Annotated in this window: 16 protein-coding genes; all 16 read right to left on the minus strand. The window is 41.5% G+C overall.

Annotated features, from left to right (window positions below; all coding sequences use genetic code 11):
• Positions 1-39 precede the first annotated feature (39 nt).
• A complete protein-coding gene (gene tsf / locus H7992_RS17045; protein WP_067211181.1) occupies positions 40-924 on the minus strand; it encodes a translation elongation factor Ts in 885 nt (294 codons plus the stop codon).
• Between the two features lie 87 nt (positions 925-1,011).
• Entirely contained in the window at positions 1,012-1,737 is a 726-nt protein-coding gene (gene rpsB / locus H7992_RS17050) for a 30S ribosomal protein S2 (protein ID WP_067211184.1), read from the minus strand.
• A gap of 244 nt (positions 1,738-1,981) precedes the next feature.
• Positions 1,982-2,482 carry a DUF6115 domain-containing protein gene (locus H7992_RS17055; RefSeq protein WP_187045380.1) on the minus strand — a complete coding sequence of 167 codons (501 nt, stop codon included), beginning with the start codon at positions 2,480-2,482 and terminating at the stop codon, positions 1,982-1,984.
• A gap of 5 nt (positions 2,483-2,487) precedes the next feature.
• Complete coding sequence (locus H7992_RS17060; RefSeq protein ID WP_187045381.1) at positions 2,488-2,793, minus strand: RNA polymerase subunit sigma; 306 nt, start codon at positions 2,791-2,793, stop codon at positions 2,488-2,490.
• Positions 2,790-3,572: a FliA/WhiG family RNA polymerase sigma factor gene (locus H7992_RS17065; protein WP_187045382.1), complete on the minus strand. Its 783-nt coding sequence runs from the start codon at positions 3,570-3,572 to the stop codon at positions 2,790-2,792. Before H7992_RS17065 ends, H7992_RS17060 begins: the two co-directional genes overlap by 4 nt.
• Positions 3,573-3,703: 131 nt before the next feature.
• Entirely contained in the window at positions 3,704-4,198 is a 495-nt protein-coding gene (locus H7992_RS17070) for a chemotaxis protein CheD (RefSeq protein ID WP_187045383.1), read from the minus strand.
• A gap of 1 nt (position 4,199) precedes the next feature.
• Positions 4,200-4,832, minus strand: coding sequence for a chemotaxis protein CheC (locus H7992_RS17075; RefSeq protein ID WP_187045384.1), 633 nt, complete (start codon positions 4,830-4,832; stop codon positions 4,200-4,202).
• Positions 4,822-5,289: a chemotaxis protein CheW gene (locus tag H7992_RS17080; RefSeq protein ID WP_187045385.1), complete on the minus strand. Its 468-nt coding sequence runs from the start codon at positions 5,287-5,289 to the stop codon at positions 4,822-4,824. Before H7992_RS17080 ends, H7992_RS17075 begins: the two co-directional genes overlap by 11 nt.
• 15 nt (positions 5,290-5,304) lie before the next feature.
• Positions 5,305-7,344, minus strand: a complete 2,040-nt coding sequence (locus tag H7992_RS17085) for a chemotaxis protein CheA (protein ID WP_187045386.1) — start codon at positions 7,342-7,344, stop codon at positions 5,305-5,307.
• 13 nt (positions 7,345-7,357) lie between these two features.
• Positions 7,358-8,455 (minus strand): protein-glutamate methylesterase/protein-glutamine glutaminase, encoded by a 1,098-nt coding sequence (locus tag H7992_RS17090; protein ID WP_255428704.1) that lies wholly within the window; start codon positions 8,453-8,455, stop codon positions 7,358-7,360.
• Between the two features lie 52 nt (positions 8,456-8,507).
• On the minus strand, positions 8,508-9,377 hold the full coding sequence (locus tag H7992_RS17095) for a MinD/ParA family protein (protein ID WP_255428468.1): 870 nt from the start codon (positions 9,375-9,377) through the stop codon (positions 8,508-8,510).
• A complete protein-coding gene (gene flhF / locus H7992_RS17100) occupies positions 9,367-10,479 on the minus strand; it encodes a flagellar biosynthesis GTPase FlhF (protein ID WP_187045388.1) in 1,113 nt (370 codons plus the stop codon). Before flhF ends, H7992_RS17095 begins: the two co-directional genes overlap by 11 nt.
• Complete coding sequence (gene flhA, locus H7992_RS17105; RefSeq protein WP_187045389.1) at positions 10,479-12,509, minus strand: flagellar biosynthesis protein FlhA; 2,031 nt, start codon at positions 12,507-12,509, stop codon at positions 10,479-10,481. Before flhA ends, flhF begins: the two co-directional genes overlap by 1 nt.
• Before the next feature lie 25 nt (positions 12,510-12,534).
• Positions 12,535-13,617 (minus strand): flagellar biosynthesis protein FlhB, encoded by a 1,083-nt coding sequence (gene flhB, locus H7992_RS17110; RefSeq protein WP_187045390.1) that lies wholly within the window; start codon positions 13,615-13,617, stop codon positions 12,535-12,537.
• 1 nt (position 13,618) lies between these two features.
• Positions 13,619-14,395, minus strand: a complete 777-nt coding sequence (gene fliR / locus H7992_RS17115; protein ID WP_187045391.1) for a flagellar biosynthetic protein FliR — start codon at positions 14,393-14,395, stop codon at positions 13,619-13,621.
• Positions 14,396-14,399: 4 nt separating this feature from the next.
• The gene (fliQ, locus tag H7992_RS17120; RefSeq protein ID WP_187045392.1) at positions 14,400-14,669 is read right to left on the minus strand and encodes a flagellar biosynthesis protein FliQ; all 270 of its coding nucleotides are present in this window, start codon (positions 14,667-14,669) and stop codon (positions 14,400-14,402) included.
• Positions 14,670-14,681: the final 12 nt, after the last annotated feature.

Genomic DNA, 14,681 nt, shown 5'->3' on the forward strand with positions numbered 1-14,681 from the left:
ACACACGCATGTGTTCCCCATTTGTTAGTCTATAACGGCTCAGTTACCTTTAACTTGGCTCATAACTTCATCTGCGAAGTTATCTTCAGGTTTTTCAATACCTTCACCAACTGCATAACGGATAAATTCTTTCAATGTACCGCCAGTTGATTTCACGAAATCGCCAACTTTTTGATCGGAATTTTTAACAAATGCCTGATCAAGTACACAAATATCTTCGAAGTATTTACCGATACGGCCTTCAACCATTTTCGCAACGATGTTTTCTGGTTTACCTTCGTTAAGCGCTTGTTCTGTAAGGATTTTACGTTCGTGCTCAACTTCTTCAGCAGAAACTTGGTCACGTGAAACGTATTTCGGATTCAATGCTGCAATGTGCATTGCAACGTCTTTTGCTGCATCTGAATCTGTTGAACCTTCAACAATAGTAAGGACACTGATTCGTCCACCCATGTGCAAATATGGTCCGAAAGCATCGTTATCTGTTTTCGTACGAATTTCATAACGACGAAGTGTAATTTTCTCACCAATTTTAGCAACAGTGTTTGAAATATGATCCGCTACTGACAATCCGTTTGGCAATGTAGATGCAACTGCCTCTTCGACTGTAGCAGGCTTTGTAGCAAGAAGGTGTACAGCAAGATCGTTTACAAGTGTTTGGAAACCTTCATTTTTAGCTACGAAATCAGTTTCTGCGTTCACTTCAAGAATAATTGCTTCGTTACCGTCAACATGAATATACGTTGTACCGTCTGCAGCAATACGATCCGCTTTCTTAGCAGAACTAGAAAGACCTTTTTCACGTAGGAAATCAATTGCCGCTTCCATGTCACCGTTTGTTTCTGTTAACGCTTTTTTACAGTCCATCATACCTGTACCTGTTTTTTCCCGTAATTCCTTAACCATTTGCGCTGTAATTTTCATTTTTTTCCATTCCTCCTATTTATGCCATCAATTCCGAAAAAAGACGATAAGGGTATAAGCCGCTTATCGTCTTTTCATTTACTGGATTTACTCTGCAGCTACAGTTTCTTCTTGAGTCGCTTCTTCGTCTTCGCCTTGTCTTGATTCAAGCAAAGCATCAGCCATTTTGCTAGTCAATAGACGTACTGCGCGAATTGCATCATCATTCGCAGGAATGATGTAGTCAATTTCGTCTGGATCACAGTTCGTGTCAACGATTCCAACTAGTGGAATGTTCAATTTGATTGCTTCAGCAACCGCGATGCGTTCTTTGCGTGGGTCAACAACGAACATAACATCCGGAATTGCTTTCATATCACGGATTCCGCCAAGGAATTTCACAAGACGTTCGTGTTGTTTCTTAAGTTGTCCAACTTCTTTTTTAGGAAGTACGTCAAATGTACCGTCTTCTTCCATTTTCTCGATTTGTTTCATACGTGCAACACGTTTTTGGATTGTGCCAAAGTTTGTAAGTGTTCCACCAAGCCAGCGTTGGTTAATATAATACATTCCAGCGCGTTCAGCTTCTTCTTTAATTGCATCTTGTGCTTGTTTTTTAGTACCGACGAATAGAACTTTACCGCCATCAGCACCAACTTGACGCATGAATGCGTAAGCTTCTTCAAGTTTTTTCACCGTTTTTTGTAGATCGATGATGTAGATTCCGTTACGTTCCACGAAGATGAATTTCTTCATTTTCGGGTTCCAGCGGCGTGTTTGGTGACCGAAGTGTACTCCGGCTTCAAGCAGTTGTTTCATTGAGATAACTGACATTTTGTATTCCTCCTGTTTTGGTTTAATTCCCTCCGTGCACCTCATCCGCCAAAACGACCTCTCGGCACCATTCCTGACGTCCGTCCACGTGTGTAGTATTACCATTCGATAATATACCATATGATTATCTTTATTGCAACCTTCATAGTTTATATTGAAGAATCCTATTAAATTCACGTCGACTGCCCTTGTAAGGCACCTTCGTTTAGTTTATATAGGTATTCATTTGTTTAACATATATACTTTATCTGAATTTCAAGATTAACTCTATCTCTGTACGCCCTTTGCCTAGTTGCTTAGCAATTTCTTCTATGGACTGCCCCGCGTCGTACAGTCTAATTACCTGTGTTCTTGCATCCTCGGCTTCAACTGGCGCCTTAGACTCCTCAGTGGCCTGTCCTGCTGACTTATAAGACTTGAGAGCAAGATTAACTGGCATTTTAGGTATGCTGGCACGTATTACGGGCCGAACTTCTTCAGAAGCCGCAGGTTCTTGTGAAGCACTTACAGTTGTTTTTTTGAAGTCAGGTTGTTGAGCATGGACTGTAAGCTGTTCAATTAAGCGCTCATTCTCGTCTTTCAACTCCGACAAGTATGCGACAATCGAATTATCCATTTCAGTCATAAGCTTGCGCTGTTTTTTTTCGAGATCATCAAACTTCGTAACTTTAGTGTAAAGCAAAGCTAGGAAGTAAAAACTTATTATTTGTATGATGAATAGAAACACTAAAAAAATCGTTATCATCGTCATTAGCCTGTAAAGTCAACAAACGCACCTTTATAGGGGTGTATCGTCTTCTTTTCCTCTTCATTTTGTTGGTGGTCTCCGTTTTGCAACTCTCCTTGATTATGTTCCTGTCGATGTCCGTCTGCCGCCGCCTTCGCTGCCTCTTCCGATTCCAAGACAGTTTCTTTGCCTTTTAACGCTTGCCGTTCCATAAGTGAATTGGCATGATCTAAGTTTAATTGGGTTTGTTGGTGCTTTTGTTCTGCGATTTTTCCCGCATCGAAGGTCTTGGGTATCGCAATTTGCAGTTCAATCCCCTTCAAACTCATAAGATCCCTCCATCAACAATTTCAGTTGCTAATAATTTGCGAAGTTTGAATAGCGCTTTCGAGTGAATTTGAGAAATACGCGACGTAGATAAACCTAAAATCTCACCGATTTCTGTAAGAGTCATTTCTTCTGTATAAAAAAAGCTCAATACAAGCTGTTCATTTTTATTTAGTTCATTGATTTTAGTAATCAAGTCACCAATCAATTCAGTCATCATAGTCTTCTGCTCAGGAGTCTTTGTACCTTCATCCTTTATGATAAACGACTTTTGTCCTTCATCGTCATCGTCATTGACTTTCTCATCAATAGAAAGGACGTTTGAAAAATAATGTTCATGGACAGTCTGATATACCTGATCTACACTTATTCCCATGTGCTCAGCAATTTCTTCTGGTGTAGCATGACGTTGCAACTTCTGCTCAAGCTTCATAATTTCTTCTTCTTGTTTTTTGGATTTCTCCCTAGAAGAACGCGGTAACCAATCTTCTTTCCGCAAGCCATCGATAATGGTTCCACGGATACGAAAAGATGCATACGTATCAAATTTCAAATCCCTACTTGGATCGAATTTCGTTAAGGCGTCAAATAGACCGTGAAGTCCTAGACTCATTATGTCATCACGCGAAACGTTACGTGGCAGTCCAGAGCTAATTCGTTGCACATGATAGCTGACAAGCGGCGTGTACTTACGGACAAGTATGTCTCCTGCTTCGGGATCACGATTACGAATCCACAGGTCCCAACATACGGCTTCCTCCATCAAATCCTGTTTCGACATCGAATCCCTCACTTTCAATGGTGATTCCGTCATAGTTACTAATATTATAGCAAAGAAACACGAAAAAAGGCGACTGAACTGACCAGCCGCCGTACTTAATTGTCCAGTGAACGAATTCATCCGCTCTTTTTTCAGATTTCTTTTGTCCCTAAGTTTACTGTACGGATGTTCAGTATAGATTCTGTAGGATTAAATTCAATTGTACGGCCGCTCGAGCCACCTGTGTCTTCAGCAATAATTGGGATAGACAATCGTTTCAATTCTTGTTTAACGGCTTCAACATTTCGCGGACCAATGCGAATCGTGTCGCTTGAACCGAATTGAAACATTTGTGAACCACCCGCAATTTTCGCCTTCAAAGCCATCGGTCTGACACCTTCCGCCTTGAGCAATTCCATCAACGCGTAAATACCGGTATCCGCAAACTTAGCGACATTAATGCGATCCGATTTACCAAGACTGGAATCCGGAAGCATGATATGTACCATTCCCGCAATCTTTTTACGCTCATCGTAGAGCACAATTCCGACACATGAACCCAGACCTGAAGTTCTAATTGTCATCGGCTCTTTGACGATATTCATATCCGCAATTCCTACCCGAATTACCTCACTCAAAATCACCATCTCACATTACACCTAGTGAACGGAAAATTGTAACGTAAGATGAAGGGTCCGGAAGCAGGAAAAAGTGACCGTCTACACTTGAAATTCCTTCCTCACTTTCCTCACGAATCTGCGTGTCAATAACGATGACTTCATCGCTATAATGAGATACTTCAATCAGTCCGAAACTGACGATTGCACCAACCATGTCGACACTTAACGAAGGTACTGTAGGATAAATTTTCAAGCCTGTAAAATCGGACAGAGCGGACAAGTAAGAACCCGAAAGAATATTGCCTAGTTCCTGCATCGCAGATACTCCTATTTCAGGTAGATTAGGAGAGGAAAAATCGAATGTCTCGTCCCCAATCAATCTTCTAATGAAGTGATTTGCTGATTCCACAGGAAGAACGAAAAACATACTGCCGGACAAATCCCCCTCAATTCGAAGGAAGATTCCAGCAACTATTTTTTCGGCACCACCAGCAAGGTCAAACATCTCATCGAATGATACTAGTTTGACATTTGGAACATGCATATCGATTTTACGATTAAGCAGTTGTGACAATGAAGTCGCCGCATGCGCAGCTCCAATATTCCCCACTTCTTTTAATACATCAAGATGCATGTCCGTAATCGCGTTGTCAGAGTTCATCTGATATCACCCGCTTCACGGGCTCGAGAACTTTATCTAGATTTAGCATAACAAGAAGATGTTTATCCACTTTAGCGACACCAGAGATGAAGTCTGATTCGATGGAACCGACGACTTCCGGTTGTGGCTCGATTGCATTTACTGGAATGTCGAGTACATCATTCGCAGCATCTACAATCAGCCCTACATCATATTCGTCTAGTGTGACAATAATTATTCTTGTACTGTCATCCATCTCTTTTGAAGTGAGGCCAAACCGCTCACGCAAGTCGACAATTGGCGTAACGATCCCTCTAAGGTTAATAACTCCCTTAACATAGGCTGGCGTTTTGGGAACCCGAGTAATCGAAAGCACTTTTTCGATTGACTGAACGATATCAACACCGATGGCATATTCCATATCCAACAATTGAAAAACAATTACTTTCATTTCTTTTTGATTGAGTTTGTCAGTCATATTTTTCACCCCCGCTTATTTAATCAATGCGTTGCAATCGACAATGAGTGCAACTTGTCCATTTCCAAGAATCGTTGCACCGGATATCGCGAATACACTTTGCAAATAATTACCAAGCGACTTCAACACAATTTCCTGTTGCCCGATGAATGAATCGACAACCAGTCCCGCTAATCTTTCGCCTTTACGGACAATGACTACAGACTGATAGCCATCCGATTCACTATTTTGTTCTGGTATTTCGAAAATTTCCGTCAAATTTAATAGTGGTATGATATTGCCACGGAAATCGATAACTTGTTGGTTATGTGCATTCATAATTTCAGAAGTCTGAATGATAGCCGTCTCAATGATTGATGACAACGGTATCGCAAACACTTCTTTTTTCAATTCTACTAGCATAACAGAAATGATCGATAGCGTTAATGGAAGTTGGACTTGGAATAAGGAACCTTGTCCTTCTTTTGATTCGATTGACATAAACCCGCCGAGTGATTCGATGGTATTTTTCACGACATCTAACCCTACGCCACGCCCAGATACATCCGAAATTTTTTCAGCTGTCGAGAAGCCAGATGCCAGAATGAGTTCAGCTACTTGACGGTCCGTCAGTGTTGCAGCTGTTTCTTTTGTAACAATGCCACTTTTAATTGCTTTTGCAAGGACACGTTCACGATTAACACCGGCTCCATCGTCTTCAAGCTCTATAAATACATGATTACCCGAATGATAGGCACGTAAAGTTACAGTACCTTCTTCTGGCTTCCCTTTGGCAACACGCTCAGCTGGACTTTCGATACCGTGATCCAGTGCATTACGAATCAAGTGAACAAGAGGATCCCCGATTTCGTCAATAACTGTTCGATCAAGTTCAGTTTCAGCTCCAATGATTTCGAGTTCAACTTTCTTGTTAAGATCACGTGCCAACTGCCTAACCATTTTAGGGAAACGATTGAATACTGTCTCAACTGGTATCATGCGCATGTTCAAGATGATGCTTTGCAAATCACCAGATACACGCGTAATCCGCTCGACCGTTTCATTCAATTCTGGGTTATGGATTTCACTTGCGATTGATTGAAGTCTCCCCCGATCAATAATCAGCTCTTCAAACAGATTCATGAGAACATCCAGTCTATCAATATTCACACGAATTGTTTTATTACCGGATTGTACACCTGAGTTCCGTTTTCCTTTTTGCTCAGTTGAACCGTTTTTAGCATCTGCATCGATAATAGTAGGCGTAATCGATTCTGTCTCTTTAGCAGACGCGTCATCGTTATCACGTTTCAAGTAATCAGTTGTAACAGGTATGACAGACACGCTTTCAATTTCGGACACTTTCAATACTTTGGCTTTCAAGACATCCGCATCTTCTTTTGTAATAAGCGCCACTGTAAACGTTTCGTTAAAGTCTTCATTTTCAAGCCGTTCTACTTTCGGCTCAGTTTTAATGATTTCGCCGGATTTTTCCAGTATTTCAAATACCATATACACCCTTGCTGCTTTCAATAAACAATCGTCTCGTAGTTTCACATTAATTTCAAATGCGCTAAAGCCTTGCTCAAATGATTGACTAAGGACAGTCATTTCGTACCCATCATAACGAAGTGAATCTTCATGGCTTACTTTATCTTCTAGTACAACAGCTGCTGCAGTTTCAGCTACCACCGCCCCACCAACTTCAATCCTGTTCAATGACTCTACAAGTTTGGTTACATCTTTTTTACCTGTTCCACCTGAGGCGATATCCATCACCATCTCTTCAAGGTAATCGACAGCTTGAAAAACGACATCCAAAATTTCAGCTGTAACACGAATTTTCGAATTACGGATTGCATCCAATACATTTTCCATCATATGTGTAAGATCGGCGATGTCTTCATACCCCATTGTTGCCGACATCCCTTTCAACGTATGAGCGGACCGGAATACTTCATTTACAATGGCAAGATCTAGCGGGTTTTTCTCGAGTTCCAACAGATGTTCGTTGCACGCTTGTAGATGCTCCTTGCTCTCATCTATAAACATTTCCAAGTATTGATTTGTATCCATCGTGACGCCTCCTTCAAGACTTTATAATGCCAATAATCGATTCTGAAATATCGTGTAAGTCAACGATCTCATCGGCAAAACCAGCTTCTTTTATTGCTTTTGGCATGCCATATACGACTGATGTCTTTGCCGATTCTGCAATAGTAATTGTTTTTCCATTTTTCCGTAGCACTTCCATACCATTTTTCCCGTCATACCCCATGCCTGTCATGATAACAGTCAAAAAGTTCAACTCCGTATTCTCGGCAGCTGACTCCAGCAGAACATCAACGGATGGGCGATGTCCCGCACGTGGGGGATCCACAGCGTCTAGACGGACATAGTAGTACATGCCCTTTTTCATCATTTTAAGATGTTTGCCGCCCGGTGCAATATAGGCAGTACCATTTTCAAACAACTCGCCATCTTCTGCTTCTTTTACATGAATATCACAAAGACCGTCCAGTCTATCTGCAAGGGATTTTGTAAAACCTGGAGGCATATGTTGAACAACCAGAATTGGAACACCGATTAATGCGGGTATACCCGTCAGCACTTCCTGCAGTGCCCTAGGTCCCCCTGTCGATGTGCCTATTATAACAAATGTTTTACCTGTTTTGGGAATCTTATTTTGAGACACATTCGTTAACTGACTCCGATTAGGAATAAAGGTAGGTATTTCAACGGCTTTATCAACCGATTTAGTGGTTGATTTTGAAATAATTGGCTGCGTAAAACGTCGGCCCGTAATCTTTCTTGTCAACGTAGACAGCTGTACCCCTGAAGCGGCAATAACTTTCCCTAGAATCTCCTCCTTTACCTCGTGGAGATTCAAGGATATTGCCCCACCCGGCTTCGCGACGAAGTCAACTGCACCATATTCCATAGCGAGCATCGTATTTTCTGCTCCAGTTTTCGTTGTGCTTGACAACATGACAATCGGCACTGGATGGCTCGACATAATTTCTTTTAACGCTTCGAGACCATCCATAATTGGCATTTCTACATCCAAGGTCACAACGTCTGGTTTCAAACTTTTCACCTTTTCGACAGCCTCTTTACCATTACGTGCAGTACCAACTACTTCAATTTCGGGATGGCCCGATAGGAAATCGGATATGAGCTTACGCATAAATGCCGAATCATCCACAACCAACACTTTCTTACGATTGCCTGTATTCAAATCATCCACGCCCTTTCGCGAATATACTCCTCATTTTGCTTAGGAACCCTTCTCCTTGATTGAACTCTTCTTCAGAACTCGGACTGACAAACGTCTCAGCAATTGCCATCATTCTTTTGGATATAGGTGCCTTTGGATATAGTAGTATAAATGGCTCCTGTGCAAGCACTGCCTTGTGAACTACTGGATCTTCAGGCAGGAAGCCAAGAATCTTAGTCTCTTTCCCTAGGAACTTACGCATAGCATATTGAAGTCTCGTTACAGCATCATTGCCATCATCACCCTTTGAAACACGGTTACTGACAATACTGAATACCTTTTCCGGGTCTTGCAGGCAAATGAATTTCATCATGGAGTAGGCGTCAGTGATGGATGTTGGTTCAGTTGTCGAAATGACAATAATTTCATCGACAGCAACAATCAATTCGATTGAACGTTGCGTTGCCCCCGCTCCCATATCAAACAAGATGAAATCATATCCTTGTTGTAAATATTCGAACGCTTTGATTAGTCTATCGAACATAGCTGCCGACCATTCCATCACCATATCCAGCCCAGAACCCCCAGAAATGAACGACAAACCTCCAGGTGCTTCATTTACCACTTCATCAATTTCTTTTTTATTAAGTAAATAGTCTGTCAAACTATTCCGCGGGGCCATACCAAGAAGAATGTGGATGTTGCCCATTCCAATGTCCATATCAATGATAATTACTTTCTTACCTTTAGCTAATAGGGCGTGGGCGAAATTTGTTGAGAAATTCGATTTCCCAACACCGCCTTTACCACTGACAATGGCAATCGATTTTGACAGTTTACCTTGGGACTTCAGCATCTTGAGCCTAAGTGTTTCCGCCTGATCACGCATCATAAGCATCCTTTACTAACAAGGAAATCAGTTTCATGCTATCTGCCTCAGTAATATCTTCTGGAACTTCCTGACCATCCGTGTAATACGCAGTTCCGATACCATAGTCCTTCATCAGATTAAACATTGGACCAATTGATCCGGTCTCATCCATTTTTGTGAATATGAACTTTTCAACTGAAAATGATTTGAACTGTTCAATGATTACCCGCATGTCTTCTTCTTTAGACGTCATTGAGAGAACTAGATATGATTCCATATCTAGTGAAAAATCGATTAGACGCGTCAAATCTTCTACAAACTTAGCTTCTTTATAATTTCGACCTGCCGTATCAATAAATATCAAATCACGGTCAGCCAGTCTCTCGATTGCTTGTTCGAAATCCTTGCTGTTATATGCAATTTCCACAGGAGCTTGCAACAAGTTCGCATATGTACGAAGTTGTTCAATAGCTGCTATTCGATACGTATCAGTTGTGATAAAACCGATTTTCTTCTTTTTTTCAAGAAGCGCCCGTGCAGCAATTTTGGCAATAGTTGTGGTCTTTCCAACTCCTGTTGGTCCAAGAACATTTATGAATTTTTTATTGAAAGAAATGCCCCCAAACGGTAAATCTCCGATTTCTCGTTCAAGAAATTGTTTCACAATAAGAAGTTGCTCTTCATTTGTGAAATCTTTTTTCTCCGCTCTCATCCTGCCGTAAAGATTCTCCCCTAACTCAGTGATGAAATTTACGGACAGACCCTGTTTTTCAAGATGTGCAAGTAGCGGTTTCACGTCATCAGGGAAACGAGAATGAGTAGCAGCTTGTTGCATATCTTTCAACATTTTTTTCATTTCGTTCATTTCTTTTTTTAGTTCTATTGATGTATCGTCTTCTTGTACCGGGCGTGAAGAAATAATAGAAGAAGCTGTTTCTTCTATTTTCGAAACCGGCTCATCAAAACCCGCAACAACTTCTACAGATTTCTTTTTATATAAACCTAGGAACCCTTTTGATTTAACAACAGTTGAACTAAGGATGAGCGCATCATCACCAAAGTCCATACGAACTTTTTTCATGGCTTCTACCATTGTTTCCGCTGTATATTTTTTCATTTTCATCAGATATCCACCACCCCAACACTTTGGACTTCAATTGAAGCCTCAAGTTCATTGTAAGATAATACTGGAATTTGAGGGAAGTATCGTTCCGTTATTTGTCTCAAATACATACGGATTGCAGGCGTACATAGGACAACCGGTGATTGGTCCATCAATGCGACACGTTCTACTTCCCCTGCAATCGACTCGAGAATTTCCTGGGAATGTTGCGGGTCAAGGGATAAATAATTGCCTTGTTCCGTTTGTTGGATACTATCCGCAATCATTTTCTCAACTTTGCCAGAGACGGTTAACACTTTAAGCGATTGACCAGCAGATGCATACTGATTTGTAATTTGCCTTGCAAGGGCCTGTCTAGCATACTCTGTTAAAACGTCGACATCTGATGTATATTTCGAATAATCCGCAAGTGTTTCAAAGATGATTGGCAAGTTCCGTACCGAAACATGCTCGTTCAGCAACTTCGCAAGTACTTTTTGAATTTCACCAATCGATAACGGTGTAGGCGTGAGCTCGTCGACAAGAATCGGGAATGTTTCACGCACATGATCGACCAGTTGTTTTGTTTCTTGACGGCCAATCAAATCTGCAGCATTCGCACGAATCACTTCTGTCAGATGCGTAGAAACAACACTCGGCGGGTCAACAACCGTATATCCGAGAATCTCTGCATCTTCTTTGACGTCTTCCGTTATCCATTTAGCTGGAAGACCGAATGATGGCTCGATTGTATCAATCCCTTCAATCGAATCGTCCCCGCCCGGACTCATTGCTAGGTAATGATCAAGAAGTAATTCCCCTCTTGCTAATTCACTTCCCTTAATCTTGATCCTATACTCATTTGGTTGTAACTGGATGTTATCCCTAATACGAACAACCGGGATAACGAGACCCAGCTCAATTGCCAGCTGTCTACGAATCATAACGACACGGTCGAGTAAATCCCCCCCCTGCGTCGCGTCAACGAGCGGAATAAGCCCATAGCCAAACTCGAATTCGATTGGATCTACATTTAACAGATTGACAATATTTTCTGGACTTTTTAGACCTTCCGTTTCAAGATCTTCTTCCATCTCCAATAATTCCTTAGGATCTTCTTCGACCTTGTTAGACATTATATAGGCGGCTACTGCAAGTGTAATCGCGATTGGAAGTGTAAATATGTCATTAATTGGTGTAGCAAGACCTAGTAATAGCACTGTTACAGCTGCGACGTAAAGAAGTTTAGGTTGTCCAAGAAGCTGGTTTGTTATATCAGAACCAAGATTCCCTTTAGACGCGGCACGAGTAACAACTATACCTGTTGCAGTTGAGATAAGAAGGGCTGGTATTTGCGAAACGATACCATCACCGACCGTCAATTGTGAGAAGAGAATAGCAGCTTCTGCGAATGGCAGACCCATTTGAGCTACCCCAATTATCATACCAACAAGCAAGTTGATAATAACGATAATAATACCGGCAATTGCATCTCCTTTAACGAACTTTGTTGCCCCATCCATTGCTCCATAAAAGTCGGCTTCATTACTTACTTTTTCACGTCTCGTTCGTGCTTCTGTTTCAGAAATCATACCGGCGTTCAAGTCAGCATCGATACTCATCTGTTTCCCTGGCATTGCATCGAGCGTAAAACGGGCAGCAACTTCAGAAACCCTTTCCGCACCTTTTGTAATGACGATAAACTGAATAATGACAAGGATGACGAAGATAACGAGACCGACGACGATATTTCCTCCCGTAACAAAAGTACCGAACGTTTCAACAACTCCACCCGCATCTCCGTTTGACAAGATTGCCCGAGTCGTTGAAACGTTAAGGCCCAAACGGAAAAGTGTAAGCAAAAGTAATAAGGTAGGAAAAATTGAAAACTGTAACGCTTCCTGCATGTTCATGGCTGTTAAAAGAACTAAAAGTCCAAGTGTAATATTTATAATTATCAAGAAACTTAAAAGCCATGGTGGAAGCGGGATGACAAGCATCGCAACGATCATGATTACCGCCGCGAGTACTCCTATATCTCTGAATTGCATGTCATCCCTACTCTCTTATATTTAATCAAATTTTACGTTGAATTCTGTATACATACGCAAGTATTTCAGCTATTGCTTTGAAGAACTCTTCAGGAATCCTTCCTCCAATTTCAACATCGTCATAGAGTGCTCTGGCGAGTGGCCGGTTTTCTACCATGACAATGTTGTTTTCAGCGGCAATCAATTTAATCTTTTGAGCAACAAAATCGACACCTTTTGCGACAACGATGGGCGCATCCATATCCCCGTCCTTATACTTCAGTGCAATCGCATAGTGGGTCGGGTTCGTGATTACGACATCTGCATTGGGCACTTCCTGCATCATGCGTCGCATAGCCATTTCACGTTGGCGCTGCTTAATTTTGGATTTTATAAGCGGATCCCCTTCGGAGTTTTTATATTCATCCTTAATATCCTGTTTGGACATCCGAAGATTTTTTTCATAGTCATATTTTTGATACATAAAGTCTAGAATTGAAATGAATAACAAGACAAATGCTGCCGTTATTCCCATCAATGCGGCAAGTTGCCCGACCGTCGTTAATATATCCCAGGGGCTTTTAAATGCCAGTCCTAGTACTTTATCAATATTCGACATGAGGATAAGTGTTGTAGTTGTTCCGATAAATGAAATTTTCAGTACAGACTTCATTAATTCTACAATGGCACGGATCGAAAAAATCCGCTTAAGCCCTTTGATTGGATCTATTTTCTTCAAATCCATTTTCAATGGTTCAGCAGTAAGAAGCAAACCGAATTGAAATAGATTCCCAGCCACTCCTGCAACAACCGCTACAAGCATGACAGGCAATAGAAGAAATGCCATTTGAACTAAGACATCTCCATAAATGAGCATTGCCTGGTCCTCATCTAGATTGGATATAGGTATATATTCAGTGAATGCTTGATGGAAAAACACGAAAAAGCGATCCCTCATAAATCCTGCAGCAAAAGACAGGAATAGGAACACGGAAAGTAGCAGGATTGCACTTGTAACGTCCTGACTTTTTAAAACCTGACCTTTTTTTCGAGAATCTTGACGTTTTTTCGGAGTGGCTTTTTCAGTCTTTTCCCCTGCGAAGAATTGCAGATCAAGCCGCAATATCATACTAGCCACCTCCAAGAATTAACATCAAGTCCCTCATACTAATAATCATTACTTCAAATAATTTCTTCATCATTTGGACCATAACACCCATCATAATAAACAGAACGATAAAACTAACCCCAATCTTGATTGGGAACCCTACAACGAAAATATTTAATTGTGGCACTGCTCTTGCAGTGATCCCAAGTGCTAAATCGACGAGGAATAATGTCGCAACGATTGGAATTGACATTTGGAAGGCGATTGCAAATGAGGTTGCAAAAGTCCGAATGACAAAATCGGCTAGTCCCTCTTGACCAAAAGCCGGCCATAGTTGGTCTGCTGGGATGAATTGGTAGCTATAATAAATTCCATCCAAGAGCATATGATGGCCGTTTAACGCCAGTAATAAGAGGATGGCCAACGAGTTGAAAAATTGACCAAGAAGTGGAGATTGCGCTCCAGTTTGCGGATCAATAACGTTCGCAATCGCAAACCCCATTTGAAAATCGATAAAACCTCCGGCAATTTGAATGGCAGACATGACGATGAACGCGATGATTCCAATGAATAATCCTGTCATTGCCTCTTTCACGACTAATAAAAGATACGCCCCATTAATCTCCAGCACAGGCATGTCGACTGTATAGACCATCGACCAGGCAAGTAAGGCACCAAAAATGATGCGCTGAGTCGTCGGTATTGCGCGATAAGAAAATAGTGGCAATGTAACAAAAAAAGCAGTGACACGAGTCAAAATAAGTAAGTATGCAGCTAATGAAGGGACTAATTCTTCCATTTAATCACCCGATATACCGTCCAAGGTTCTCAAAGATATCAGCTGCAAACGTTGTTACCCTTGCTAGCATCCATGGACCGAAAATGACAATCCCAACTAACACAGAAACAATTTTAGGCACGAATGCTAGTGTCTGTTCCTGAATCTGCGTGGTTGCCTGGAAAATACTCACGGAAAGCCCTGTCACAAGTGCAAGGATAAGGAGTGGGCCCGAAGTCAAAAGAATGACCCAGATTGCACGCTCTGCTATCTCTATGACTAATTCCTGTGTCATTCAAAACCCCTC

Origin of the sequence: Sporosarcina sp. resist (genome assembly GCF_014302295.1) — a bacterium.
GTDB lineage: Bacteria > Bacillota > Bacilli > Bacillales_A > Planococcaceae > Sporosarcina > Sporosarcina psychrophila.

What these genes read in the sequence shown, in the direction of transcription:
- tsf (WP_067211181.1), bottom strand. Translation starts at nt 924, where the DNA reads ATGAAAATTACAGCGCAAATGGTTAAGGAATTACGGGAAAAAACAGGT.
- rpsB (WP_067211184.1), bottom strand. Translation starts at nt 1,737, where the DNA reads ATGTCAGTTATCTCAATGAAACAACTGCTTGAAGCCGGAGTACACTTC.
- H7992_RS17055 (WP_187045380.1), bottom strand. Translation starts at nt 2,482, where the DNA reads ATGATAACGATTTTTTTAGTGTTTCTATTCATCATACAAATAATAAGT.
- H7992_RS17060 (WP_187045381.1), bottom strand. Translation starts at nt 2,793, where the DNA reads ATGAGTTTGAAGGGGATTGAACTGCAAATTGCGATACCCAAGACCTTC.
- H7992_RS17065 (WP_187045382.1), bottom strand. Translation starts at nt 3,572, where the DNA reads ATGTCGAAACAGGATTTGATGGAGGAAGCCGTATGTTGGGACCTGTGG.
- H7992_RS17070 (WP_187045383.1), bottom strand. Translation starts at nt 4,198, where the DNA reads ATGGTGATTTTGAGTGAGGTAATTCGGGTAGGAATTGCGGATATGAAT.
- H7992_RS17075 (WP_187045384.1), bottom strand. Translation starts at nt 4,832, where the DNA reads ATGAACTCTGACAACGCGATTACGGACATGCATCTTGATGTATTAAAA.
- H7992_RS17080 (WP_187045385.1), bottom strand. Translation starts at nt 5,289, where the DNA reads ATGACTGACAAACTCAATCAAAAAGAAATGAAAGTAATTGTTTTTCAA.
- H7992_RS17085 (WP_187045386.1), bottom strand. Translation starts at nt 7,344, where the DNA reads ATGGATACAAATCAATACTTGGAAATGTTTATAGATGAGAGCAAGGAG.
- H7992_RS17090 (WP_255428704.1), bottom strand. Translation starts at nt 8,455, where the DNA reads ATGCGTAAGCTCATATCCGATTTCCTATCGGGCCATCCCGAAATTGAA.
- H7992_RS17095 (WP_255428468.1), bottom strand. Translation starts at nt 9,377, where the DNA reads ATGATGCGTGATCAGGCGGAAACACTTAGGCTCAAGATGCTGAAGTCC.
- flhF (WP_187045388.1), bottom strand. Translation starts at nt 10,479, where the DNA reads ATGAAAATGAAAAAATATACAGCGGAAACAATGGTAGAAGCCATGAAA.
- flhA (WP_187045389.1), bottom strand. Translation starts at nt 12,509, where the DNA reads ATGCAATTCAGAGATATAGGAGTACTCGCGGCGGTAATCATGATCGTT.
- flhB (WP_187045390.1), bottom strand. Translation starts at nt 13,617, where the DNA reads ATGATATTGCGGCTTGATCTGCAATTCTTCGCAGGGGAAAAGACTGAA.
- fliR (WP_187045391.1), bottom strand. Translation starts at nt 14,395, where the DNA reads ATGGAAGAATTAGTCCCTTCATTAGCTGCATACTTACTTATTTTGACT.
- fliQ (WP_187045392.1), bottom strand. Translation starts at nt 14,669, where the DNA reads ATGACACAGGAATTAGTCATAGAGATAGCAGAGCGTGCAATCTGGGTC.